The following is a 23,792-nucleotide window of genomic DNA, read 5'->3' on the forward strand; positions in this document are numbered from 1 at the left end:
TAGTGCTTACTCCTCAGGTTGCCAATCCGGCCAGGCAACTGTTTTTCATTGTTCTGCGGCTTTCTCGCGAAAGTACGGTCCTAGGACAGCACAATGCCCGAAAATTCAACGCGCAAAAGTTAATTAATCGTCCACGGCATCGAGGAACTCGTCTACCACGGGCATCTCGCCCAATCGTGACGGAATGTTTAAACCGAAATGCAGATACGCATGCCGTGTTACCACCCGCCCCCGCGGTGTGCGCATGATGTAGCCCTGCTGGATCAGGTACGGTTCCAGCACGTCTTCGATGGTGTGGCGCTCTTCGCTGATGGCCGCAGCGAGACTGTCGACCCCCACCGGGCCACCGTCGAACTTCTCGATCATGGTCAACAACAGACGTCGGTCCTGGTGATCGAAGCCACGCTCATCGACATCCAGCAGGTTCAAGGCCAGGTCGGCGATCGGTTTGGTGATGTGGCCCTTGGCGCGAACCTCGGCAAAGTCCCGCACCCGACGCAGCAGGCGGTTGGCGATCCGCGGGGTGCCGCGGGCACGGCGAGCGATTTCGAACGCACCTTCCGGGTCCAGCGGCAAGCCGAGGATGTTCGCCGAACGGCCGACAATCGTTGCCAGGTCGGCGGTGCTATAGAACTCGAGGCGCTGGACGATACCGAAACGGTCGCGCAACGGATTGGTCAGCATGCCGGCCCGCGTGGTCGCACCCACCAGGGTGAACGGCGGCAGATCGAGCTTGATCGAGCGCGCAGCCGGCCCTTCGCCGATCATGATGTCGAGCTGGAAATCCTCCATCGCCGGGTACAGCACTTCTTCGACGATCGGCGAGAGCCGATGGATCTCGTCGATGAACAGCACGTCGTGAGGCTCAAGGTTGGTCAATAGCGCAGCCAGGTCACCCGGGCGCTCGAGCACGGGGCCCGAGGTGCTTTTGATCGAGACCCCCATTTCCTGGGCGATGATGTTGGCCAGGGTGGTCTTACCCAGACCCGGCGGGCCAAAGATCAGCGTATGGTCCAGGGATTCGTTGCGCCCGCGGGCAGCCTGGATGAACAGTTCCATTTGCTCGCGAACGGTCGGCTGGCCAATGTATTCGGCCAGGCTGACAGGGCGAATGGCCCGGTCCTGGACTTCCTCGCGGTCACGGGGAGCACCCGTGGCGGCGATCAGACGATCAGCTTCAATCACTTAAATCATTCCCTTCAGGGCACGACGAATCAGGTCTTCACTGCTCAAACCCTTCTCCTTGATCGCGGAAATCGCCTTGCTGGCTTCCTGCGGTTTGTAGCCCAGGGAAATCAGCGCGCTGACCGCGTCGTTTTCGGCGGTGGCGACCGGAGCCGCCTCGGGCCCGCCCGGCTGGTTTGGCACCAGGGCGAACATCGCCGGTACAGTTTCCCAGGCCTTGAAGCGGTCCTTGAGTTCCACCAGCAAACGCTCGGCGGTCTTCTTGCCCACGCCCGGCACCTTGGTCAGGGCCGAGGTGTCCTGGAACTGCACGCAACGCACCAGCTCGTCGACTTCCAGGCTCGACATCAAGGCCAGGGCCAGTTTCGGACCTACTCCATTGAGACGGATCAACTCGCGAAAAAAGTCTCGCTCACGCTTGCCGAAGAAGCCATAGAGTAACTGCGCGTCTTCGCGTACGACTAAATGGGTGTGCAAGGTCAGCGGTTCACCGACCGACGGCAAGCGATACAGCGTGGTCATGGGCACTTCCAGCTCATACCCCAGACCATTTACATCCAGAATCAGGTGCGGCGGCTGTTTCTCAGCCAATGTGCCGCGCAAGCGTCCAATCACGTTTCAGATCCTTGAGCGTTGGCCAGCTCAGTAACTGGCGACTGACAGAACGAGGGGTTTGCGCCGACAACCCAGGCGCAAAACCCCCGCTCCACAAAAAATGATTGCTGATGCTATCAGAGACGCAGGCGCCCGCCACGACTGCGTGCGGCGCCCAGGCCATGGGGTAACAGGCTGGAACGGGTGTGCGCATGGCAAATGGCAATGGCCAGGGCGTCCGAGGCATCGATTTGCGGCTTGCTGGTCAACTTCAGCATGTGCATGACCATCATCTGCACCTGCTCTTTATTGGCCGCGCCGGTGCCGGTCACCGCCTGTTTGACCTGGGTGGCGGTGTATTCGGCGATTTCCAGGTTTTCTTCGGCGCCGGCAACGATCGCTGCACCGCGGGCCTGGCCGAGTTTCAACGCCGAGTCGGCGTTGCGCGCCATGAACACCTTTTCGATGCCCATGGTCACCGGCCCGTAGGTCTGGATGACTTCCCGCACGCTGCGATAAACGATTTGCAGGCGTTCGTGCAACTCGCCGGAACCGGTGCGGATGCAGCCCGACGCCACGTATACGCAGCCACGGCCAGTATCGCATACCACGCCATAACCGGTGATGCGCGAACCGGGGTCGATACCAAGAATTAAAGTCATAACGCCTGCGGGTTAGGTAAAAGCACGATATTCAATACAGCGAATAACAAATGTGGGAGCGAGCCTGCTCACGAAAGCGATTTCAGATTCAGCAACGATGCTGCCTGAAAAACCGCATTCGCGAGCAGGCTCGCTCCCACAATGAATCCTACTCGCCTTTAACCGAGCTGTGCGGCCACCGACTCCGGGATGTCGGCGTTGGAATAGACGTTCTGCACATCATCCAGGTCTTCAAGCATGTCGATCAGCTTGAGCACCTTCTCGGCGCCTTCCAGGTCCAGTTCGGCACTGGTGGTCGGCAGCATGACGATTTCCGCGTCATCACCTTTGAAACCGGCGGCTTCCAGGGCGTTACGCACCGAGTAGAAACCGGCGAACGAGGTAAACACGTCGATGGACCCGTCTTCGTGGGTGACCACGTCATCGGCGTCGGCCTCCATGGCCGCTTCCATCAGCGCGTCTTCATCGACGCCCGGCGCGAAGGATATCTGGCCCTTGCGCTCGAACAGGTAAGCCACCGAACCGTCGGTACCGAGGTTGCCGCCACACTTGCTGAACGCATGGCGAACAGCCGCTGCGGTGCGGTTGCGGTTGTCGGTCATGCACTCGACCATCACCGCCACGCCACCTGGGCCGTAGCCTTCGTAGGTCAGTTCGACCATGTCGTCGGTGTCGGCCGCACCGGCACCGCGCGCCACCGCACGATCGATGATGTCGCGGCTCATGTTCGCGCCAAGGGCCTTGTCCAGCGCCAGTCGCAAACGCGGGTTGGAACCCGGATCGCCGCCACCCTGACGGGCAGCGACAGTCAGTTCACGAATCCACTTGGTGAAAATCTTGCCCTTCTTGGCATCCTGACGTTCTTTGCGGTGCTTGATGTTCGCCCACTTCGAATGACCCGCCATAACTCGCTCCGAATTCTCTTTGAAACATTGCCCGCCACGCCATGACGCGCCAGCCGGCAAACAAAAAACCTCGACCTGCCTGTAAAGAAAGGGCGCATCCGAAGATGCGCCCGCAAGGTCAGCCTTACTCGGCTTTAGGCGTTTCGCGCAAACGAATGTGCAGTTCGCGCAATGCCTTGGCATCTACAGCACCCGGAGCCTGAGTCATGACGTCAGCCGCGCTCTGGGTTTTCGGGAAAGCGATCACTTCACGGATCGACTGGGCGCCGGTCATCAGCATCACCAGACGGTCCAGACCGAAGGCCAAACCACCGTGTGGCGGCGCGCCGTACTTCAGGGCGTCGAGCAAGAAGCCGAATTTCTCTTCCTGTTCCGCTTCATTGATACCCAGCAGGCGGAACACCGTCTGCTGCATTTCCTTGCGGTGGATACGGATCGAACCGCCACCCAGCTCGGTGCCGTTCAGGACCATGTCGTAGGCACGGGACAGAGCGGTCGCCGGGTTGGCTTCCAGTTCTTCCGGGGTGCACTTCGGCGCGGTGAACGGGTGGTGCAAGGCAGTGAAGCTACCGTCGTCGTTCTCTTCGAACATCGGGAAGTCGACGACCCACATCGGCGCCCACTTGCAGGTCAGCAGTTCCAGGTCGTTACCGACCTTGATCCGCAGCGCGCCCAGGGCCTCGCTGACGATCTTGGCTTTGTCGGCACCGAAGAACACGATGTCACCGTCAACCGCGCCAACGCGATCGAGGATCACATTGAGGTTGGCTTCAGGGATATTTTTGACAATAGGCGATTGCAGCCCCTCGACGCCCTTCGCGCGCTCGTTGACCTTGATGTACGCCAGGCCCTTGGCACCGTAGATGCCGACGAACTTGGTGTAGTCGTCGATCTGCTTGCGCGGCATGCTCGCAGCACCTGGAACGCGCAGGGCGGCAATACGGCATTTCGGGTCGTTGGCCGGGCCGCTGAACACCTTGAAGTCGACTTCTTTCAGTTGATCGGCAACGTCAACCAGTTCCAGCGGGTTACGCAGGTCCGGCTTGTCGGAACCGTAACGACGCATGGCCTCTTCGAAGGTCATGTGCGGGAAGTCGCCGAATTCCAGATCCAGCACTTCCTTGAACAGGTTGCGGATCATTTGTTCGGTGATGCCCATGATCTCTTTTTCATCGAGGAAGCTGGTCTCGATGTCGATCTGGGTGAATTCAGGCTGACGGTCGGCACGCAGGTCTTCGTCGCGGAAGCACTTGGCGATCTGGTAGTAGCGGTCGAAGCCGGCGACCATCAGCAGCTGCTTGAACAGCTGTGGCGATTGCGGCAAGGCGAAGAAGCTACCTGCGTGAGTACGGCTCGGCACCAGGTAGTCGCGAGCGCCTTCTGGCGTGGCGCGGGTCAGAATCGGCGTCTCGACATCGAGGAAGCCGTTCTCGTCCAGGAAGCGACGGATACTGGTGGTCATGCGCGAACGCAGACGCAGCTTCTCGAGCATTTCCGGGCGACGCAGGTCGAGGAAGCGATAACGCAGGCGGGTTTCTTCGCCGACGTCGGAGAACTCGTTGAGCGGGAACGGTGGGGTTTCCGACTCGTTCAGCACTTCAAGTTCGTAGCCCAGCACTTCGATCATGCCCGACGCCATGTTGGCGTTGGTGGCACCGGCCGGGCGCAGGCGCACCTTGCCGGTGATCTTGACCACGTATTCGCTGCGCACGCGATCGGCGGCGGCGAAGGATTCAGCGCGGTCCGGATCGAACACCACCTGGGCCAGACCGTCACGATCACGGATATCGAGGAAAATCACCCCACCGTGGTCACGGCGACGGTGAACCCATCCGCAAAGGGTAATTTCCTGGCCTTCCAGGCTTTCGTTCAGTTGGCCGCAATAATGGCTGCGCATCATGGTAGTGGTTTCACTTCTCGTAATTCGAAATTCGTTTGGAGACCTTGCCCGTATCCTGCCCTTGTGAAAGGTGCCAGATACTGCAAGAGCTCACGCGTAGTCGTTCAACTCAGGTTCCTGACCCTAGTCAGCCTTGTCGCCGCCGGCCAGGTTTTTCTTCGAACCGGTCTTGAAATCGGTTTCGTACCAGCCGGTGCCGCTGAGGCGGAAGCCCGGCATGGACAGCATCTTCTTGAGCTCTGGCGCCTGGCAGGCAGGGCAGTCGACCAGCGGTGCTGCGCTGATCTTTTGAATGGCTTCCAACTGATGACCACAGGAAGCACATTGATAGTCGTACATCGGCATGGGGGTTGTCTCGGCGATCAGATTGCTACCGCACACGCTGGGTTTTGCGGCAAAGAGCGGGATTATATCCATTAAATGCAGCCTGTGCAGCCGTAAGACTGCACAGATCGACACTCAGCCCATTCCACCGCCACCGTCAGGCCATCGCCGGGCAATTCCCTTCCTTCAGGCTGTGCACCACACAGACAACCCGTATCAGTGCGCTGAAATTCTTCACTCCGCCGTGCCGCAAATGCACTTCACGGTCCACGTGAGACAGCAGCGCACTGATCGAGCAACGATTGACCTTGGCCATTTCGCCCAAAATATCCCAATAAACCTGTTCAAGCCGCAAACAGGTCGCAAAGCCATTCAACCGCACTGACCGGGACAATGGCTGGGCCAGCCCCATATCGAATTCACTGACAAATGGATCGATCCAACTATCCCTGGGTAGACCACCCCTTACCTCGCTTTGCCTGCCTTCATTAACCATACCGTTGACACTCCTTTGCCATGCCTGGTTTTTGTAAGAGCCCTGTTGCGATTCTTATAAAAACGCAGGCGCAAAGTTATCTCCAGATGACTTTGTGACCATCAACGTAGGATAAGCCAACAGCTGAAGACAGATCATGGAGACCGTTCTGGCCCGAACCTTTTCCCACACAACCCGATGCCAAATCATTCAAGCGCGAACGGCACGTGGCGCGCGTCATCTGTGCTCGAGTCTGTTACTGATTCAGCCGCGCATAATAAATGAAACACCCTGGATGCCCCGGTGATCCGCGATGCCGGTGAACCGCCGGACTCCTTGATTTGAGTAGCCTGCAGCTTTGCTGTTAAATAGGCAGTGTGTCGTCGGCCTCTTTTTTTGCGGGTGCTGCGCATAGGCTGATAGCGGGTACGTGTCCAACGCCTCTTATTGTTCTGAAGCGAACCGTGCTCCGTCAGCTCTTCCTTGTGATCCGTCTTAACGTGAGTTAATCAAAATGTTGAAAATCGTCCACCTGCTAATGGGCGCAGCAGCACTGCTGCTGTCCTTCATCCCTAGCCTGCAACCTGAAGCTGTTCCTTACCTGCAACAACCCGATGCGCTGTACCTGGCCTTTTTCGGCCTGCTCAACCTCACCCTCGCACCTGTCATTCCCTACTGGAACAAAGGTACGCGTCATCAGTTGCAAAACCTGGTCAGCGCCCTGCTGGTCCTGGCTGTTGTCTTGCAAACCCTGACGCTGATCGCGAAGATGCCTGTCATCGCCGGTCAACCTGCCGTTCTGTTCAGCCTGCTCGCTGCCCTGATCGCCGTTCTCCTGCACCTGGCCATCAGCTTCTACAAATCGTCACCGGCCGCCGCGTCGCCAAGCTATGACATGAGCAACCGCGATACGGGCACCGTCAAGTGGTTCAACACCTCCAAGGGCTTCGGCTTTATTTCCCGCGACTCCGGCGATGATATTTTCGTGCATTTCCGGGCCATTCGTGGCGAAGGCCATCGTGTCCTGGTCGAAGGCCAGCGCGTTGAGTTCTCCGTCATGAATCGTGACAAGGGCCTGCAAGCCGAAGATGTGATCGCCGCTTTGCCGCGACGCTGATTCAAGGCTGAAAAAAAACCGCGAACAGCCTGGCTGTTCGCGGTTTTTTATTGCGCGCCCATTGAACCCCGAGGGTTCAATAGTGCGGCGGTGGCGCCTCTTCTTCGAAGGATTCGAATTGGCCGACCATCTCCTCCTGACGCTTGAGCAATGCCGCCATTTGCAATTGCAGGCGCTCAACCGCCCGCTGCTGTGCCGCCAGCACATCATTCAATGCCTGGATGGTGTCATCCTGAAACGCCATTTGGCTCTCCAGATCGGTAACGCGTGCTTCCAGGCTCATGATTCAACCCTCCGGAAAAAAGTGAAATCATCGGTCAACACCAGACGCAGCCGTTCCCGTATCGCCGCGACCTGCTCTGCACCGTAAGGCACCGCCGGGTGCTTGCCCCAGACCGGGGCTGGCCACGCCGCATCCTCACGCTTGCGCACAATCACATGCATGTGCAGCTGACTGACGACGTTACCCAGGGCCGCAACGTTCAATTTGTCCGCATCGAACGAGTCCTTGAGCGTTTCCGCCAGCGCAGTCGTCTCCTGCCACAGCTGGTGTTGATCTGCGACATCCAACTGAAATATCTCGCTGATATCCTCGCGGCGTGGCACCAGGATGAACCAGGGGTAGTTCGAATCGTTGGACAACAGCAACCGGCAGAGCGGGAAATCCCCGATCGGCAGCGTGTCTTGTTGAAGTCGTGGATCTAAAGCGAACATCGCGCACTCCCGCCTGGTCATTCATTTTTCAGCTTAGCGCCCGTCCAGTGAGACGGCGCACCAAGCGACAGGACGGCAGCATACCCGCGATCGACGCGTGCTTCACCCCGAAACCCGTCAAAGCGAGCCTGAGCATGAACAAGCGACCCGGCTTGGGACATTTTTCATCGAGACGCACCAATACAGAACCGGATCGAATGCAAAAAACGCCGAAATGACTGATTAACAACAAGGTGTTCGAATTTTCCAGAGGGCGGCACTGTGTGAAATCAGCACAGCGAGCAAGATTTTTTGCACCAAAACCGCACAGTGCGTCTACGCTCAGTGCGGCGGGCATCCGCCGTTTACTCACTGGAGGGGTGAACCGGTAACGTTTTTGGCGGTCACGCCGTCGGTCAAGGTGACGCAACACCATGCAAACCATGGCGTCAAGCACCTGTAAAACAGGGTTGAACCCCAGGTTTCATGAGGTTTTTATAGCGACAGGCAAGCCTTTAGAAAAAAACCCCGATGGATTGCTGATTTGTGCACGCTTGTTGCATTCATACACATATTGCCTTTAAAGCGTCCGCTGGAAGCGGCAGCCTTAAAGGCACATAAAAACAGTGGCAGGGTTGCCCGATGGAGATTCAAACGTTTCACCAGGGACTCTTTTTACCGATACTCAAGCCCCGGAAAACGACGCTCAAGTTGTCAATCCACTTGCGTCGGGGCTGTAAATTTGCGACATCTACCCAGCCATTTGCGACAGGGTCGTAAAGAAGCTCAAAGGTGAGGTCCGCAAGTATCGCCAACATGGTCGGCGTGATATAAGTTTGCGCCGACACAAAAAGAAAGAGCCGCCCAGATAATAAAACAGGTGGGACGGCAGTACTCTTCTAAAACCAAAGGAGCAAATCACGATGCGCGTGATGAAGTGGAGCATGATCGCACTGGCAGTTGCAGCAGCAGCCGGTACTCAATTGGCAACGGCCGCACCTTTCGTAGGCGACCAGGCCGAAGCCAAAGGTTTTGTTGAAGACGCAAAATTCGACTTGCTGCTTCGCAACTACTATTTCAACCGTAACAAGAAAGATGGCGCAGTCGACGATAAAGACTGGACCCAGGGTTTCCACGGTGTATTCAGCTCCGGTTACACCCAAGGCCCCGTAGGTTTTGGGGTTGACGCCTTCGGTTACCTGGCGATCAAACTGGACGGTACCGACGAGCACTCCGGTTCGGGCAACCTGAGCACTAACGCTGCTGGCGAAAACAATGACAGCCAGGGCAAGGCCGGTGGCGCAGTCAAGGCTCGCATTTCCAAGACCGAACTGAAATTCGGTGAAATGCAGCCAAGCACCTCTCCGGTGTTCGCTGTTGGCGGCTCCCGTATCCTTCCGCAAACTGCTACCGGTTTCCAACTGCAGAGCAGCGAAATCAAAGACCTTGATCTCGAAGCCGGTCACTTCTACTCGGCAAGCAGCCAGGACAAAAACTCCAGCAAAGGTGGCTTGTACGCCAACTACGCAGGCGTTGAAGCCAACAATATCGATTATTTCGGTGGTAAGTACGGCATCACTGAAAACCTTAGCGCATCGCTGTACGGCGCCCAGCTGCAAGACATCTGGGACCAGTACTACGCTAACCTGAACTACACCATCCCAATGGGTGAAGATCAGTCGATCAACCTGGACGGTAACATCTACCGCACCGACGATTCCGGTGACGCTGAAGCGGGCGACATCAGCAACACCACGTTCTCCCTGGCAGCCGCTTACTCCTTCCTGAAAGCGCACACCCTCACCGTCGGCTTCCAGAAAGTCAACGGCGACACTCCGTTCGACTACATCGGCGTGGGCAAGAACAACCGCGGCGGCGACTCGATCTTCCTCGCCAACTCCATCCAGTACTCCGACTTCAACGGTCCGAACGAAAAATCTGCACAAGTTCGTTATGACCTGAAAATGGCCGAGTACGGCGTTCCGGGCCTGAGCTTCATGACCCGTTACGTTAAAGGCTGGGATATCGACGGTTCCAACACTCCGACCAACAGCGCCTACGCGGGTCTGTACGGCGAAGATGGCAAGCACCACGAAACCAACGTTGAAGCCAAATACGTAGTGCAGACTGGCCCGGCCAAAGACCTGTCCTTCCGCATTCGTCAAGCATGGCACCGCGCCAACGCCGACCAAGGCGAAGGCAGCATCGACGAGTTCCGCCTGATCGTCGACTACCCGCTGTCGATCTTGTAATCGAAAGCAGTTAGTTTGCGGCAATAAAAAAAGGCCCATCTTCGGATGGGCCTTTTTTGTTGCTATTACATTGTGCTTAACGAATCGGGTTGTTTTGAACACCCTGACCGAACGGCCAAACATGAACTGAATGGTTCATTACGCCGGCGCGGAGTCCTGAACGACTCGAATCACCCGCTGTGGAAACGGAATATCGATCCCCGCTGTTTTCAGACGATCGCGGGATTGTTCGTTGAACATGAACATCACACTCCAATAATCGGCAGTTTTCACCCACACACGCAGGGAAACAGTGATCGAGCTGTCGCCCAAGGTGGAAATCACGGCTTCCGGCGCGGGTTCGGCCAATACACGCGGGTCCTTCGCCAGTTCCAGCAGTACTTCACGGGCCTTCTGCAAGTCCGCTTCGTAATCCACGCCCACATCAAACACAACCTTGCGGGTCGGCTGACGGTTAGTGTTGGTGATGATGCCGTTGGACAGATTGCCGTTCGGGACGATGATGGTTTTGTTATCGCCGGTGCGCAGCACGGTATGGAAAATCTGGATGCTGTCGACGGTACCGGCCACACCCTGGGCTTCAATCCAGTCACCGATGCGGAACGGACGGAACAACAGAATCAGCACGCCACCGGCGAAGTTCGCCAGGCTGCCCTGCAAGGCCAGACCGATGGCCAGACCGGCCGCACCGATGGCGGCGACGAACGAAGTGGTTTCCACGCCGATCATCGAGGCCACGCTGACGATCAGCAACACCTTGAGAATAATGTTCGCCAGGCTGCTGATGAAGCCTTGCAGCGCCAGGTCGGCGTTACGCAGCGCCAATAGCCCGCCGAGCTTTTGCGTCACTTTGTTGATCAGCCACCAGCCGATGGCCAGGGTGATGATCGCCAGCAGTACACGACTGCCATATTCCATGATCATCGGAATCCAGGCTTGGGATGCCTTGACCAGATTGTCCACTTCAGCATTCAAATCCATCTTCTTTCTCCTGATTCCCGGCTACCCGGCACGCGAAAAATGAGCGGCAGAAAAGACGTGCCTTTATAGGCTTACCGTTTCTGCCATCGGGCCTCGGACGCCGAAAACGCCGAGAGGTTCCCGCTTGAAGGTCAGTCGCGAAAGTTGTTGAACTGCAGCGGCATGTCGAAGGTCTTGGCGCGCAGGGCGGCGATGGCTTCCTGCAGGTCGTCACGCTTCTTGCCGGTGATGCGCACCTGCTCGCCCTGAATCGCGGCCTGGACCTTGAGCTTGGCGTCCTTGACGTGAGCGACAATCTTCTTCGCCAGCTCTTTGTCGATGCCTTCCTTGAGGACCGCTTCCTGTTTCATCAGCTTGCCGGAGGCATAGGCATCCTTGACTTCAAGGCACTGCACGTCGATTTTGCGCTTGACCAGGGCCAGCTTGAGGATCTCAATCATGGCTTCAAGCTGGAAATCGGCCTCGGCGGTCAGGTTGACGGTCAGGTCCTTTTCCTTGAACTCGAAGCTGCCTTTGCCTTTCAGGTCATAACGACGATCGAGTTCCTTGACGGCGTTCTCGACCGCGTTGGTGACTTCGTGTTTGTCCAGTTCGGATACCACGTCGAACGACGGCATGTAATCTCTCCAATAAAAGGGCGCGCTTGATCACGATGGAGCACGCCTGGCTTGCGGTTAAAATCCGCGCTGATTATAACGGGTCTTTCCCATCATTCACTGCGAGCGTCCCATGCACGCCTTAAACAGAGCAAAAAGCTGATGTCCACCACCTGGCACGTCCTGGGCGCCGGCAGCCTTGGCACCTTATGGGCGACACGCCTGGCGCGGGCCGAGGTGCCGGTCCGGCTGATTGTGCGCGATGCCGCGCGTCTTGAGCACTATGGCGCGGCAGGCGGATTGACGCTGGTCGAACACGGCGAAGCGCAGTGCTACCCCGTGCCCGCCGAAACGCCCGACAGCGCTGAGCCGATCAATCGACTGCTGGTGGCCTGCAAAGCCTACGATGCCGAGCAAGCGGTGGCTCGAGTGGCGCCGCGCCTGGCCCCTGGTGCCGAGCTGATTCTGTTGCAGAACGGTCTTGGCAGTCAGGATGCCGTTGCGGCACAGGTGCCGCAGGCGCGCTGCATCAGCGCTTCAAGCACCGAAGGGGCCTTCCGCGATGGCGACTGGCGCGTGGTATTTGCCGGACACGGTTACACCTGGCTAGGGGACGCCGGTCATCCGGTGGCGCCGATCTGGCTGGATGATCTGGACGCCGCCGGTATTCCCCACGAATGGAGCACCGACATCCTGACCCGGCTGTGGCGAAAACTGGCGCTCAATTGTGCGATCAATCCGTTGACCGTGCTGCACGATTGTCGCAACGGCGGCCTGCAGGACCATCATTGCGAAGTCGCCACCCTCTGCGGCGAACTGACGGAACTGCTCGAGCGTTGCGGCCAACCGGCAGCCGCCGAGGACCTGCAATCGGAAGTCGAACGGGTGATCCACGCCACCGCCGCCAATTATTCGTCGATGTACCAGGACGTCAGCCACGGGCGTCGGACCGAAATCAGCTACCTGTTGGGGCATGCCTGCAAAGTGGCCGTCCGGCATCGGTTGAACCTGCCACACCTCAATCAACTTCAGCAACGGTTGAGGACCCATCTGCATAGCCTTGGATTGCCCAGCGACTGAGCAGCGGCTACGCTGGCCACTTGTTCCTAATCAGCGATGAACCTGATGCCATTGCGCCAGCGCCTCGAAAACCTTCCAGTCGGCCAGAAACTGCTGGCCGCCTTGCTGGTGCTGTTGACCACCGTCCTGCTGGTCGCCAACCTGACGTTTATCAGCGCCGCGTACTACATTTCCCAGGAAAGCATGGCCCCCCAGGCCTTGCAGACCATCGGCCGGCTGGTGTCCAACCCGAGCCTGGTGTCCGACGCCCTGAAGTCGCCGCAAAGCGCCGAACGCTTGCTCAACGAACTCAACAGCTATTCCCCCCTGCGCGCAGCGGCTCTTTATGACGGCAAGGGCGAACGACTGGCGCAGCTGCAGCACGGCGAAAAGCTGAAGCTGCCGGAGCGCTACCGGCACATCGAATCCTGGCAGGTTACCGAGTTTCGCAGCAATCAAGTGATCACCCTGCCCCGCCCGGGCACTGCCCCCGGGCACCTGCTGCTGGTGGCCAGCAGCGAATTGCCGATGGCGTTCTACACCGGCACCCTGACCGCCAGCCTCGGGATTCTGATCTTCAGTGTGCTGTTGTGGCTGGTGATCGCCCGGCAGATCAAACGGCTGATCACCCGGCCGATCCATCAGCTTGAAGAGTTGTCCCGGCAAGTGACCCGGGAGGAGAACTACGCCCTGCGCGCCTCCCGCGGCAACCATGATGAAATCGGCAGTCTTGCCGAGGCGTTCAATACCATGCTCTCGCGCATCGAGGCCCGGGAACAGCAACTCAAGCGCGCCCGGGACGATTCCCAGGCCGCTTATGACCAAGCCCAGGGCCTGGCCGAAGAAACCCGTCATACCAATCGCAAGCTGGAACTGGAAGTCCAGGTGCGCAGCAAGATCGAAAAAAAGCTCACCGGGTTCCAGAACTACCTCAACAGCATTATCGACTCCATGCCCTCGGCGCTGATTGCGCTCGATGAACAACTCTATGTCACCCAGTGGAATCAGGAGGCCAGCGCCCTGTCCGGCACGCGCCTGGACGAGGCCTTGAACCAACCGATCTTCCTCGCCTTCGAACCGCTCAAGCAGTTTCTGCCGCAGCTCAAGCAAACCGTCGAACAGCATACGGTGGCCAAGATCGAGCGCGTGACCTGGTTCAAGGACGAAGAACCCAGGCACTACGCCCTGACGTTCTATCCGCTGATGGGTGGCGCCGGGCGTGGCGTGGTGATCCGGATCGACGACATCACCCAGCGCCTGTCCCTGGAAGAAATGATGGTGCAGTCGGAAAAAATGCTGTCGGTAGGCGGTCTCGCCGCCGGCATGGCCCATGAGATCAACAACCCATTGGGGGCGATCCTGCACAACGTGCAAAACATTCGCCGACGCCTGTCCCCCGACCTGCCAAAAAACCTTGAACAGGCCGAGCAAATCGGTGTTCAGCTGGAAACGGTCAACCAGTACCTGCAAGTGCGGGAAGTGCCGCAGTTGCTCGATGGCATTCAACAGGCGGGGGCCCGGGCGGCGAAGATCGTCACCCACATGCTCAGTTTCAGCCGCCGCAGCACCCGGCAGATGGCGCCGTGCGATCTGCCGGCGTTGATCGATCAAGCGGTGGAGATTGCCGGAAACGACTTCGACCTGGCGATCGGTTTCGATTTCAAGGGCCAGGCGATCATTCGCCAGTTCGATCCGCAACTCGGCCCGGTCCCCGGCACCGCCAACGAACTGGAGCAAGTGCTGCTCAACCTGTTGAAAAACGCCGCCCAAGCGATTCACCAACGCGAAGACGACCGCGAACCGGGGCGGATCATCTTGCGCACCCGGCTGAATCCTCCCTGGGCGGAAATCCAGGTCGAAGACAACGGCATCGGCATGAGCGAGAGCGTGCGCAAGCGTACCTTCGAGCCGTTCTTTACCACCAAGGAAATCGGCCAGGGCACCGGTCTTGGCCTGTCGGTTTCATATTTCATCATCACCAACAACCACAAGGGCCAGATGGAAGTGCAATCGACCCTCGGGCAAGGCACCTGCTTTACCTTGCGCCTCCCGTTGGCGGGCACCCCGCTCGTCTCTCAAGAACTCAATCAGCTATCGAGGTAACCATGGGCTTTCGCTTGTCGAAGATTTACACCCGCACCGGCGACAAAGGCGAAACCGGGCTGGGCGACGGTCGCCGCGTCCCCAAGGACCATCCGCGGATCGAAGCCATTGGCGAGGTCGACACGCTGAACAGTCAGGTGGGTGTGCTGTTGGCCGGGTTGGCGTCGGAGTGTGCTGTTCATCCGGGCTTGAACGAGGTGATTGCCGTGTTGGCGCCTTGTCAGCATCGCTTGTTCGACCTGGGTGGCGAACTGGCGATGCCGGTGTATCAGGCATTGGACCTGGCAGAGATCGAGCGGCTGGAAACGGCGATCGACCTGTGGAACGAAGAGCTCGGGCCGCTGGAGAACTTCATCTTGCCAGGTGGCTCGGCGTTGATCGCCCAGGCCCATGTCTGCCGCAGCCTGGCCCGCAGTGCCGAGCGGCGGTGTCAGCAGTTGAATGCGCTTGAGCCGTTGGCTGGCTTCGGGCTGGCCTATATCAATCGGTTGTCGGATTTGTTGTTTGTGGTGGCGAGGTTGATTGCCAAGCGGCAGGGGGTGGCGGAGATTTTGTGGGAGCCGGCGGTTAAGCCTGGGGTTTAGGCGGCGTTTTTGTGGACGCCTTCGCCAGCAAGCCGGCTCCTACAGGGAATTTCGCGTACGACTCCGACCCTGTAGGAGCTGGCTTGCCAGCGAAGAGGCCGGTAGCCTCACCGCCGAATCAAGCCCCAGGCCAGAACGCCCGAATCCCCGCCACACCCTGCGCCCCGGCTTCCCAAGCCTTCTGCTGCTCTGCCGGGCCAACGCCACCCAGCAAGAACACCGGCTTGCTGAAACCTTCGATCAACGCCGAAGCCTGTTCCCAACCCAACGGCTGAGCATCAGGATGGGTCATGGTCGGCTGCACCGGCGACAGGGTCACAAAATCCACCCCCATCTGTTCGGCCAGCGCCAGTTCTTCAGCGTCATGGCAGGACGCCGCCAACCAGCGCGACGCCGGCAGCGGGCGCCCCGCCTCTGCGTACTTGCGCAGTTGCTTTGAGGTGATGTGCCAGCCGGCAGACGGGAAATCGCCCAGCCATTCGAACGGGCCCTTGATCATCAGCTGCGCCTTGCCGGCACACAGCCCCGCGGCGTCCACCGCGAGGTCGCGGTACTTCGGATCGTAACCGTTGGGCGCCCGCAGCTGGATCAGTTTGATGCCACCGGCAATGGCTTTCTGAATACCGCGCAGCAAGGCCGGGGTATCCAGTTCTTCAGGGGTGATCAGGTACTGTGCCGGGAGTCGTGCTGCCGCAACGATCGGCTGGTTGGCCGCCGGGAACTCGTAGTTCAGCAAGTCACGGTGTGCTACCCACTCCAAAGGCTGGCCCTCGGCGCCGTGAGGTTCGCCGGAAAAATCCGAGACTTCCCAGACATCCAGCAGCACCTGCTTGTCGGGGTAATCGTGCCGGACCTTGATCAATGGTCTTGCTGCGCCGACCACGATGCCCAACTCTTCATGGAGCTCGCGGGCCAGGGCCGTTTCGACAGATTCGTCGTCCTCGACCTTGCCACCCGGGAACTCCCACAGTCCACCCTGGTGCTGGGTGTCGGCCCGGCGGGCAATGAGGATCTTGCCGCTGCGATCGCGGATGACGGCGGCGGCTACATGGACTCGTTTCACTGTCCGACCTCCTCCAGACCTGCCTTCTGCCAGGCCTTGAAGGCTGGCCATTGGTAGATCGTGTTGATATAGGTTTCGTCCACCGGGGACAGCTTCACCCGATAGGTACGCAGGCGCACGGCGATCGGCGCGAAGAAAGCATCGGCCAGGGTCGCGCCGCCAAACAGGAAAGGACCGACCTCGGATGCGGCGGCGCGGCACTCGGCCCACAACGCCAGCATGCGTTCGATGTCTGCCTGGACGTCAGCCGGCATGGGTGACAGCGGGGCGTCGTGGCTCAGGTCGAACGGCATGTTATTGCGCATGGCGAAGAACCCGGAATGCATCTGCGCACACGCCGAACGCGCCTGGGCACGGGCGGCGGTGTCTTTGGGCCACAGCCCGGCTTCGGGAAACTGTTCGGCCAGGTATTCGGCAATCGCCAGGGAATCGGCGATGGTGCCGTGTTCGGTCTTCAGCAGCGGGACCTTCGCGGTGGGCGAATGCTTGAGCAGCCGTTCACGGGTGTCTGGCTGGTTGAGCTTGATCAGTTCTTCGGTGTAGGGGGCGCCGGCCAGGTCGAGGGCCAGGGCGCCGCGCAGGGACCAGGAGGAATGCAGTTTGTCGCCGATGATCAGGTGATAACTCATGTTCAAGCGTCCTCAAGCAGGAAAAATTCCTGTAGGAGCTGGCTTGCCAGCGAAAGCGGTAGCGGCCTCAACACTTCAATCGCGGCTGAAGACGCCTTCGCCGGCAAGCCGGCTCCTACAGAGGAATCAAGTGCGGTACTCAGCGTTGATCTTCACGTACTCGTGGGACAAATCGGTGGTCCAGATGGTTTCGCTGCAATCACCGCGACCCAGTTCGATCCGGATGGTGATTTCTGCCTGCTGCATCACCGCCGCGCCCTGGGCTTCGGTGTAGGTCGAGGCGCGGGCGCCACGGCTGGCGATGCACACGTCGCCGAGGAATACGTCGATCTTGCTCACGTCCAGGTCCGGTACGCCGGCACGGCCGACGGCGGCCAGGATGCGACCCCAGTTCGGATCGGAGGCGAACAGCGCGGTCTTGATCAGCGGCGAGTGAGCCACGGTGTAACCGACATCCAGGCATTCCTGGTGATTGCCGCCGCCGTTGACTTCAACGGTCACAAACTTGGTCGCGCCTTCGCCGTCGCGCACGATGGCCTGGGCCACGTCCATGCACACTTCGAATACAGCCTGCTTGAGCTTGGTGAACAGTTCACCGCTGGCTTCAGTGATTTGCGGCAGTGCAGCCTGACCGGTGGCAATCAGCATGCAGCAGTCGTTGGTCGAGGTGTCGCCGTCGATGGTGATGCGGTTGAACGACTTGTTGGCACCGTCCAGCAGCAGATCTTGCAGGACCTCGCGCGCGACTTTGGCGTCGGTGGCGATGTAGCCGAGCATGGTCGCCATGTTCGGACGGATCATGCCCGCGCCTTTGCTGATACCGGTGACAGTGATGGTCACGCCGTCGTGCTGGAACTGGCGACTGGCACCCTTGGGCAGGGTATCGGTGGTCATGATGCCAGTGGCGGCAGCTTCCCAGTTATTCACCGACAGGTCGTCGAGTGCGGCTTGCAGCGCGCCTTCGATCTTCTCGACCGGCAGCGGCTCGCCGATCACGCCGGTGGAATACGGCAGCACCAGGCTTGCATCGACACCGGTCAGCTCAGCCAGTTTGGCGCAGGTGCGCTCGGCGGCAGCCAGGCCTGGCTCACCGGTGCCGGCGTTGGCATTGCCGGTGTTGGTCAGCAGGTAACGCACCGGGCCTTGCACGCGTTGCTTGGCCAGGATAACGGGAGCGGCGCAAAAGGCGTTCAGGGTGAACACGCCAGCCACCGTGGAGCCTTCGACACAACGCATGACCACGATATCCTTGCGCCCGGGGCGCTTGATGCCGGCCGAGGCGATACCGAGTTCAAAACCGGCAACCGGGTGCAACGTTGGCAAAGGACCAAGACCAACAGCCATGAATGCGCTCCTTAAATGATGTCTGCACCGCTTTCAGGATGAGCGGTGGTTTAAATGGCAAAACGCCGCGACGGCTGAAGCCGGTCGCGGCGCGGGTATTTCAACTTGCAAACGGGTGTTACTGGATCTGCCCGTGGCAATGCTTGAACTTCTTGCCCGAACCGCAGTAGCACAGTTCGTTGCGGCCCAGCTTCTGTTCATTGCGTACCGGCGCGGTGGCGAGGGCTACATCGACCTCTTCACCCAGCAGCTGCGGCTGCTCGAGACCCGGTGCTTCATCGTGCTGGAACTGCATGCGCGCCGCCAGTGCTTCGGCTTCCTGACGCAGGCGCTGCTCTTCTTCGATCGGGTCTTCGCGGCGAACCTGAACGTGAGACAGCACCCGGATCGAATCGCGCTTGATCGAATCCAGCAGCTCGGAGAACAGCGTGAACGACTCGCGCTTGTATTCCTGCTTCGGGTTCTTCTGGGCGTAGCCACGCAAGTGGATACCATGACGCAGGTGATCCATGGTCGACAGGTGGTCTTTCCACAGGTCGTCGAGCACACGCAGCACGATCTGCTTCTCGAAGGTGCGCAGCGCTTCGGCACCGGCCTGGTCTTCTTTCTCGTTGTACGCCGCGATCAGTTCGTTCAGCAGCTTCTCGCGCAGGGTCTCTTCATACAGGTGATCGTCTTCGTCGAGCCATTGCTGGATCGGCAATGCCACGCCGAAGTCGCTTTGCAGCGCCGCTTCCAGACCCGCCACGTCCCACTGCTCAGGCAGCGATTGCGGTGGGATGTGCGCACTGACCGTGGCGCTGAGCACGTCCTGACGGAAGTCGGCGATGGTTTCGCCGATGTTGTCCGCAGCCAGCAACGTATTACGCATGTGATAGATCACTTTACGTTGTTCGTTGTTGACGTCGTCGAACTCGAGCAGTTGTTTACGAATGTCGAAGTTACGGCCTTCAACCTTGCGCTGGGCCTTCTCGATGGCGTTGGTCACCATGCGGTGCTCGATCGCTTCACCGGACTGCATGCCCAGGGCCTTCATGAAGTTCTTCACCCGGTCCGAGGCGAAGATACGCATCAGGCTGTCTTCCAGCGACAGGTAGAAACGGCTGGAACCGGCGTCGCCCTGACGACCGGCACGACCACGCAGCTGGTTGTCGATGCGGCGCGATTCGTGACGCTCGGAAGCGATCACCTGCAAACCGCCCGACTCCAGCACTTGCTGGTGACGTTTCTGCCAGTCGGCCTTGATCTGGGCGATCTGCTCCGGCGTCGGGTTCTCCAGGGACGCGACTTCCACTTCCCAGTTACCGCCCAACAGGATGTCGGTACCACGACCGGCCATGTTGGTGGCGATGGTCAGGGCGCCCGGGCGACCGGCCTGGGCAATGATCTCGGCTTCCTTTTCGTGGAACTTGGCGTTCAGAACCTTGTGTTCGATGCCTTCCTTCACGAGCAAGTTGGACATGTGCTCGGACGTTTCGATGGTGGCGGTACCCACCAGCACCGGACGGCCCTGGGTCATGCACTCCTTGATGTCGTTGATGATCGCCGCGTATTTCTCTTCGGCGGTCAGGAACACCAGGTCGTTGTAGTCTTTACGCGCCAGCGGCTTGTTCGGCGGGATCACCATGACCTGCAGGCCATAGATCTGATGGAACTCGAACGCTTCGGTATCGGCTGTACCGGTCATCCCGGACAGCTTGTTGTACAGGCGGAAGTAGTTCTGGAACGTGGTCGACGCCAGGGTCTGGCTTTCTGCCTGGATGTTCAGGTTTTCCTTGGCTTCGATGGCCTGGTGCAGGCCCTCGGACAAACGGCGACCCGGCATGGTACGACCGGTGTGTTCGTCGACCAGGACGACCTGGCCATCCTGCACGATGTATTCGACGTTGCGATTGAACAGCTTGTGCGCACGCAGACCGGCATAAACGTGGGTCAGCAGGCCCAGGTTGTGGGCCGAGTACAGGCTCTCGCCTTCAGCCAGCAGGCCGACGCGGGTCAGCATGTCTTCGATGAACTGGTGACCGGCTTCGTTGAGTTCGACCTGGCGGGTCTTCTCGTCGACGGTGTAGTGGCCGGCCTTGGTGACTTCGCCTTCAACTTCTTCAACGTGCAACTCGAGCTGCGGGATCAGTTTGTTGATCTCGATGTACAGCTTGGAGCTGTCCTCGGCCTGACCGGAAATGATCAGCGGAGTACGGGCTTCGTCGATGAGGATGGAGTCGACTTCGTCGATCACGGCAAAATTGAGTTCGCGCTGGAATTTTTCTTCCATGCTGAACGCCATGTTGTCGCGCAGGTAATCGAAACCGAATTCGTTGTTGGTGCCGTAGGTGATGTCGGCAGCGTAAGCGGCGCGTTTCTCTTCCGGCGGCTGGAATGGGGTGACCACACCGACCGTCATGCCGAGGAATTCGTAGAGCGGACGCATCCAGTTGGCGTCGCGGCGGGCCAGGTAGTCGTTCACCGTCACAACGTGCACGCCCTTGCCGGACAGCGCGTTGAGGTAAACGCCCAGGGTTGCCACCAGGGTCTTGCCTTCACCGGTACGCATTTCCGCGATCATGCCTTCATGCAAGGTCATGCCGCCGATCAGCTGGACATCGAAGTGGCGCATACCCATGACGCGCTTACCGGCTTCGCGGGCAACCGCAAAGGCTTCGGGCAGCAGCTTGTCGAGGGTTTCCCCTTTGGCGAGGCGGGCCTTGAACTCGTCTGTCTTGGCACGCAATTGATCGTCCGAAAGGGCCACCATTTGCTCTTCGAAGGCATTGACGAGTTGCACCGTCTTGAGCATGCGTTTGACTTCACGCTCGTTCTTGCTTCCAAAAAGTTTCTTTAACAAAGGCGCAAACATATCGGCAGGATCTTCCACACTAAAGGGATGGAGGGCGGCCCCGTGAGTCGCCCGAGCAGCCCTCATGGCCGCATGCGAACGAGCATTCTACCCGGAAACGGTGGTGAGGAAAGTGGCGTTGTTCCACGATGCTGGCACAGCGTTGTGACGGGGCTCATTTAAAATAAGGGCTTTTTGCTGAACTTCAAGCGCTTCACCGCATTAGTTACTCGTTGATTTAATGGATAAAGCGCTCGCAACGCAATGGGTCGGGCGCATGCGGTGCTTTCTGCTACCATGGCCGCTCTGTTACTTCAGGTGTCTGATCATGGCATTTCGCCCTCTTACGGCCAGAGCACCCGCCGTTCTGCTTCGCGAAGCCAAACCGCTCAAAGCCATCTTTGGCCACGCCCAACGCCTGGGCCATTTGCAACGCCTGGTGGAAAGCCAGTTGCAGCCCGCTGCCCGCGAACACTGCCATGTGGCGTCGTGGCGCGAAGGCAGTTTGTTGCTGATTGTCACCGACGGCCACTGGGCTACTCGTTTGCGTTACCAGCAAAAACGTCTGCAACGGCAATTGCAGCTGTTCGACGAATTCGCCAGCCTGACGCGGATTCTGTTCAAGGTGCAGCCGCCCACGGTCCAGCAAGGCGCGGCCGGTCATACCATCCGATTGTCGACCGATGCGGGCGCGACCATTCAGGCCACGGCCGATGGCATCAGCGATCCGAATCTGCGGGCAGCGCTGGAGCGTCTTGCGGCGCACGCCCGGCCCAAAACCTGAAATTGACACGCCCCCTGTAGGAGCTGGCTTGCCAGCGAAGGCGGTGTGCCAGTCAATACATGTATCGGCTGACACACCGCCTTCGCTGGCAAGCCAGCTCCTACATGGGGGCGAGTATCCATAGATTTTATCGGCGTTTGCTGCCTCCAAGCAGCGAACCCATCAAGCCGCGTACCAATTGTCGGCCCAACTGATTGGCCGCCTGTCGCATCGCCGATTTCAGCGCCTGACCTGCCGCCGTGCCGAGGAACTCCCCGGCCTTGTCGGTGAAGCTCGGCTCCTCCGCCGCGGGTTTGCCGGGTGCCGAGTCCGGTTCTGGCGCCAGTCCTTTGCGCCCCATCAGCACTTCATACGCCGATTCGCGATCGATCGGTTTGTCGTAACGCCCCTTGAATGCAGATCCCGCAATCAGCACCGTGCGCTCCGTCTCGGTCAAGGGCCCGATGCGCGACTGCGGCGCAGCCACCAGCACACGCTGGACCATCCCGGGCGTGCCTTTATCCTGCAAAGTGCCGACCAAGGCCTCGCCAATCCCGAGTTCGGTCAGCACAGCCAAGGCATCGAACGCCGGGTTCGGCCGAAACCCCTGCGCCACTGCGCGCAGGGATTTCTGCTCCTTGGCGGTAAACGCGCGCAATCCATGCTGGATACGCAGCCCCAACTGGGCCAGTACGTCATCCGGCAAGTCGCCCGGCGATTGGGTGACGAAATACACCCCCACACCTTTCGAACGAATCAGCCGCACGACCTGCTCCAGTCGGTCCTGCAAGGCCTTGGGCGTACCGGCGAACAACAAATGCGCTTCATCGAAAAACAGCGCCAGCAGCGGTTTGTCCGCATCACCGCGTTCCGGCAGTTGCTCGAACAGTTCGGCCAGCAGCCACAACAGGAACGTTGCGTAGACCTTGGGGGCTTCGTGGACCAGACGACTGGCGTCGAGCAAGTGAATACGCCCGCGACCATCGGCGCCCGGCTGCAGGATATCTTCGAGTTGCAGCCCCGGCTCGCCAAACAGCGCTTCTGCACCCTGCTGTTCCAGGGTCGCCAGGCGCCGCAACAGGGCCTGGCTGGAACCGGTGGTCATCAGCGCGGCGTCGTCGCCCAGCAATTGAGGTTGATCGCGCAGGTGATTGAGCAGCGCCTTCAAATCCTTCAGATCCAACAGCAATAGCCCTTCGCGGTCCGCGACCTTGAAGGCGGCATACAGCGCCGACTGCTGGCTGTCGGTCAACTCCAGCAGGCTGCCCAGCAGCAGCGGCCCCATTTCACTCAAGGTGGTGCGCAAGGGGTGCCCGGACTGCCCGTGGATATCCCACAGGGTCACCGGATATGCCTGGGGTTTGTGGTTCAGCCAGGGCATCCCGGCGATCCGCTCGGCGACCTTGCCTTGAGGCGCACCGGCTGCGCCCAAGCCGCACAGGTCACCCTTGATATCCGCCGCAAACACCGCCACGCCGGCATCGCTGAAGGCTTCGGCCAGGCGTTGCAACGTCACGGTCTTGCCGGTGCCGGTGGCGCCCGCGACCAGGCCATGACGGTTGGCCAGGCGCATGGCCTGGGCGATCGGCTGTCCCGTGAGATCGGCACCGATAACGAGTTGCAGTGAATCAGGCATTTTGTCACCCCATGATTAATCTTTGATCCTTCACGGCCGATATAAAAGACTGAAAAGCGTCGGTAATTCCCTAAGGAGAGTACGGAAATATCAG

At 59.5% G+C, this 23,792-nt stretch carries 22 protein-coding genes; 6 read left to right on the plus strand and 16 right to left on the minus strand.

Going from position 1 to position 23,792, the window contains the following annotated elements:
- Positions 1-123 precede the first annotated feature (123 nt).
- From ruvB to F8N96_RS12985, 7 genes are all read right to left on the minus strand, one after another.
- Positions 124-1,185 (minus strand): Holliday junction branch migration DNA helicase RuvB, encoded by a 1,062-nt coding sequence (ruvB, locus tag F8N96_RS12955; protein WP_150763668.1) that lies wholly within the window; start codon positions 1,183-1,185, stop codon positions 124-126.
- On the minus strand, positions 1,186-1,800 hold the full coding sequence (gene ruvA, locus F8N96_RS12960) for a Holliday junction branch migration protein RuvA (RefSeq protein ID WP_150798138.1): 615 nt from the start codon (positions 1,798-1,800) through the stop codon (positions 1,186-1,188).
- Positions 1,801-1,916: 116 nt separating this feature from the next.
- Positions 1,917-2,441, minus strand: a complete 525-nt coding sequence (ruvC, locus tag F8N96_RS12965; protein WP_128872288.1) for a crossover junction endodeoxyribonuclease RuvC — start codon at positions 2,439-2,441, stop codon at positions 1,917-1,919.
- Between the two features lie 158 nt (positions 2,442-2,599).
- Positions 2,600-3,346, minus strand: a complete 747-nt coding sequence (locus F8N96_RS12970; RefSeq protein WP_008072427.1) for a YebC/PmpR family DNA-binding transcriptional regulator — start codon at positions 3,344-3,346, stop codon at positions 2,600-2,602.
- A gap of 124 nt (positions 3,347-3,470) precedes the next feature.
- Entirely contained in the window at positions 3,471-5,246 is a 1,776-nt protein-coding gene (gene aspS / locus F8N96_RS12975; protein ID WP_150798139.1) for an aspartate--tRNA ligase, read from the minus strand.
- Positions 5,247-5,369: 123 nt separating this feature from the next.
- Positions 5,370-5,591 (minus strand): FmdB family zinc ribbon protein, encoded by a 222-nt coding sequence (locus F8N96_RS12980; protein ID WP_010457489.1) that lies wholly within the window; start codon positions 5,589-5,591, stop codon positions 5,370-5,372.
- A 136-nt stretch (positions 5,592-5,727) separates the two neighbouring features.
- Positions 5,728-6,066, minus strand: coding sequence for a ribbon-helix-helix domain-containing protein (locus F8N96_RS12985; RefSeq protein ID WP_150763671.1), 339 nt, complete (start codon positions 6,064-6,066; stop codon positions 5,728-5,730).
- A gap of 493 nt (positions 6,067-6,559) precedes the next feature.
- On the opposite strand from F8N96_RS12985, the gene F8N96_RS35770 reads away from it, so the two are divergent.
- Complete coding sequence (locus tag F8N96_RS35770) at positions 6,560-7,162, plus strand: cold-shock protein (RefSeq protein ID WP_150763672.1); 603 nt, start codon at positions 6,560-6,562, stop codon at positions 7,160-7,162.
- A gap of 76 nt (positions 7,163-7,238) precedes the next feature.
- Here the strand turns inward: F8N96_RS35770 and F8N96_RS12995 are convergent, their stop codons facing one another.
- Both F8N96_RS12995 and F8N96_RS13000 read right to left on the minus strand, forming a co-directional pair.
- Positions 7,239-7,445: a SlyX family protein gene (locus F8N96_RS12995; protein ID WP_128872293.1), complete on the minus strand. Its 207-nt coding sequence runs from the start codon at positions 7,443-7,445 to the stop codon at positions 7,239-7,241.
- Positions 7,442-7,876 (minus strand): HIT domain-containing protein, encoded by a 435-nt coding sequence (locus F8N96_RS13000; RefSeq protein WP_150798140.1) that lies wholly within the window; start codon positions 7,874-7,876, stop codon positions 7,442-7,444. Before F8N96_RS13000 ends, F8N96_RS12995 begins: the two co-directional genes overlap by 4 nt.
- A 902-nt stretch (positions 7,877-8,778) precedes the next feature.
- On the opposite strand from F8N96_RS13000, the gene F8N96_RS13005 reads away from it, so the two are divergent.
- A complete protein-coding gene (locus F8N96_RS13005) occupies positions 8,779-10,107 on the plus strand; it encodes an OprD family porin (RefSeq protein WP_150798141.1) in 1,329 nt (442 codons plus the stop codon).
- A gap of 138 nt (positions 10,108-10,245) precedes the next feature.
- Here F8N96_RS13005 and F8N96_RS13010 read toward each other — a convergent pair whose 3' ends face one another.
- Together F8N96_RS13010 and F8N96_RS13015 are read right to left on the minus strand one after the other, a co-directional pair.
- Complete coding sequence (locus F8N96_RS13010) at positions 10,246-11,088, minus strand: mechanosensitive ion channel family protein (RefSeq protein ID WP_150798142.1); 843 nt, start codon at positions 11,086-11,088, stop codon at positions 10,246-10,248.
- Positions 11,089-11,219: 131 nt separating this feature from the next.
- Entirely contained in the window at positions 11,220-11,705 is a 486-nt protein-coding gene (locus tag F8N96_RS13015) for a YajQ family cyclic di-GMP-binding protein (RefSeq protein WP_018926510.1), read from the minus strand.
- Positions 11,706-11,846: 141 nt separating this feature from the next.
- Between F8N96_RS13015 and F8N96_RS13020 the strand changes: the two genes are divergently transcribed.
- The 3 genes from F8N96_RS13020 to F8N96_RS13030 are packed head-to-tail and all read left to right on the plus strand — an operon-like array spanning position 11,847 to position 15,430.
- Positions 11,847-12,764: a putative 2-dehydropantoate 2-reductase gene (locus F8N96_RS13020; protein WP_150798143.1), complete on the plus strand. Its 918-nt coding sequence runs from the start codon at positions 11,847-11,849 to the stop codon at positions 12,762-12,764.
- Between the two features lie 45 nt (positions 12,765-12,809).
- Entirely contained in the window at positions 12,810-14,846 is a 2,037-nt protein-coding gene (locus tag F8N96_RS13025) for a sensor histidine kinase (RefSeq protein WP_150798144.1), read from the plus strand.
- Between the two features lie 2 nt (positions 14,847-14,848).
- On the plus strand, positions 14,849-15,430 hold the full coding sequence (locus F8N96_RS13030) for a cob(I)yrinic acid a,c-diamide adenosyltransferase (RefSeq protein ID WP_150798145.1): 582 nt from the start codon (positions 14,849-14,851) through the stop codon (positions 15,428-15,430).
- 118 nt (positions 15,431-15,548) lie between these two features.
- Here F8N96_RS13030 and F8N96_RS13035 read toward each other — a convergent pair whose 3' ends face one another.
- From F8N96_RS13035 to secA, 4 genes are all read right to left on the minus strand, one after another.
- Positions 15,549-16,493: a Nudix family hydrolase gene (locus tag F8N96_RS13035; RefSeq protein ID WP_150798146.1), complete on the minus strand. Its 945-nt coding sequence runs from the start codon at positions 16,491-16,493 to the stop codon at positions 15,549-15,551.
- Entirely contained in the window at positions 16,490-17,122 is a 633-nt protein-coding gene (locus F8N96_RS13040; protein ID WP_150798147.1) for a glutathione S-transferase family protein, read from the minus strand. Before F8N96_RS13040 ends, F8N96_RS13035 begins: the two co-directional genes overlap by 4 nt.
- A gap of 126 nt (positions 17,123-17,248) precedes the next feature.
- Complete coding sequence (gene argJ, locus F8N96_RS13045) at positions 17,249-18,466, minus strand: bifunctional glutamate N-acetyltransferase/amino-acid acetyltransferase ArgJ (RefSeq protein ID WP_150798148.1); 1,218 nt, start codon at positions 18,464-18,466, stop codon at positions 17,249-17,251.
- Between the two features lie 118 nt (positions 18,467-18,584).
- A complete protein-coding gene (gene secA, locus F8N96_RS13050) occupies positions 18,585-21,320 on the minus strand; it encodes a preprotein translocase subunit SecA (protein ID WP_150798149.1) in 2,736 nt (911 codons plus the stop codon).
- Between the two features lie 307 nt (positions 21,321-21,627).
- On the opposite strand from secA, the gene F8N96_RS13055 reads away from it, so the two are divergent.
- Complete coding sequence (locus tag F8N96_RS13055; protein ID WP_150798150.1) at positions 21,628-22,083, plus strand: DUF721 domain-containing protein; 456 nt, start codon at positions 21,628-21,630, stop codon at positions 22,081-22,083.
- A 127-nt stretch (positions 22,084-22,210) separates the two neighbouring features.
- Here F8N96_RS13055 and F8N96_RS13060 read toward each other — a convergent pair whose 3' ends face one another.
- On the minus strand, positions 22,211-23,698 hold the full coding sequence (locus tag F8N96_RS13060; RefSeq protein ID WP_150798151.1) for a helicase HerA-like domain-containing protein: 1,488 nt from the start codon (positions 23,696-23,698) through the stop codon (positions 22,211-22,213).
- Positions 23,699-23,792: the final 94 nt, after the last annotated feature.

The organism is Pseudomonas fluorescens, assembly GCF_902497855.1.
Classification (GTDB): Bacteria; Pseudomonadota; Gammaproteobacteria; order Pseudomonadales; family Pseudomonadaceae; genus Aquipseudomonas; species Aquipseudomonas fluorescens_BI.

Bases quoted from the DNA above. Each gene is read 5' to 3' on its own strand.
- F8N96_RS13040 (WP_150798147.1), bottom strand. From the start codon at position 17,122: ATGAGTTATCACCTGATCATCGGCGACAAACTGCATTCCTCCTGGTCC.
- F8N96_RS13000 (WP_150798140.1), bottom strand. From the start codon at position 7,876: ATGTTCGCTTTAGATCCACGACTTCAACAAGACACGCTGCCGATCGGG.
- F8N96_RS12995 (WP_128872293.1), bottom strand. From the start codon at position 7,445: ATGAGCCTGGAAGCACGCGTTACCGATCTGGAGAGCCAAATGGCGTTT.
- secA (WP_150798149.1), bottom strand. From the start codon at position 21,320: ATGTTTGCGCCTTTGTTAAAGAAACTTTTTGGAAGCAAGAACGAGCGT.
- F8N96_RS12970 (WP_008072427.1), bottom strand. From the start codon at position 3,346: ATGGCGGGTCATTCGAAGTGGGCGAACATCAAGCACCGCAAAGAACGT.
- F8N96_RS13055 (WP_150798150.1), top strand. From the start codon at position 21,628: ATGGCATTTCGCCCTCTTACGGCCAGAGCACCCGCCGTTCTGCTTCGC.
- F8N96_RS13020 (WP_150798143.1), top strand. From the start codon at position 11,847: ATGTCCACCACCTGGCACGTCCTGGGCGCCGGCAGCCTTGGCACCTTA.
- F8N96_RS35770 (WP_150763672.1), top strand. From the start codon at position 6,560: ATGTTGAAAATCGTCCACCTGCTAATGGGCGCAGCAGCACTGCTGCTG.
- ruvC (WP_128872288.1), bottom strand. From the start codon at position 2,441: ATGACTTTAATTCTTGGTATCGACCCCGGTTCGCGCATCACCGGTTAT.
- F8N96_RS12985 (WP_150763671.1), bottom strand. From the start codon at position 6,066: ATGGTTAATGAAGGCAGGCAAAGCGAGGTAAGGGGTGGTCTACCCAGG.
- F8N96_RS13025 (WP_150798144.1), top strand. From the start codon at position 12,810: ATGCCATTGCGCCAGCGCCTCGAAAACCTTCCAGTCGGCCAGAAACTG.
- aspS (WP_150798139.1), bottom strand. From the start codon at position 5,246: ATGATGCGCAGCCATTATTGCGGCCAACTGAACGAAAGCCTGGAAGGC.
- F8N96_RS13030 (WP_150798145.1), top strand. From the start codon at position 14,849: ATGGGCTTTCGCTTGTCGAAGATTTACACCCGCACCGGCGACAAAGGC.
- F8N96_RS13010 (WP_150798142.1), bottom strand. From the start codon at position 11,088: ATGGATTTGAATGCTGAAGTGGACAATCTGGTCAAGGCATCCCAAGCC.
- F8N96_RS12980 (WP_010457489.1), bottom strand. From the start codon at position 5,591: ATGCCGATGTACGACTATCAATGTGCTTCCTGTGGTCATCAGTTGGAA.
- argJ (WP_150798148.1), bottom strand. From the start codon at position 18,466: ATGGCTGTTGGTCTTGGTCCTTTGCCAACGTTGCACCCGGTTGCCGGT.
- F8N96_RS13005 (WP_150798141.1), top strand. From the start codon at position 8,779: ATGCGCGTGATGAAGTGGAGCATGATCGCACTGGCAGTTGCAGCAGCA.
- F8N96_RS13015 (WP_018926510.1), bottom strand. From the start codon at position 11,705: ATGCCGTCGTTCGACGTGGTATCCGAACTGGACAAACACGAAGTCACC.
- F8N96_RS13060 (WP_150798151.1), bottom strand. From the start codon at position 23,698: ATGCCTGATTCACTGCAACTCGTTATCGGTGCCGATCTCACGGGACAG.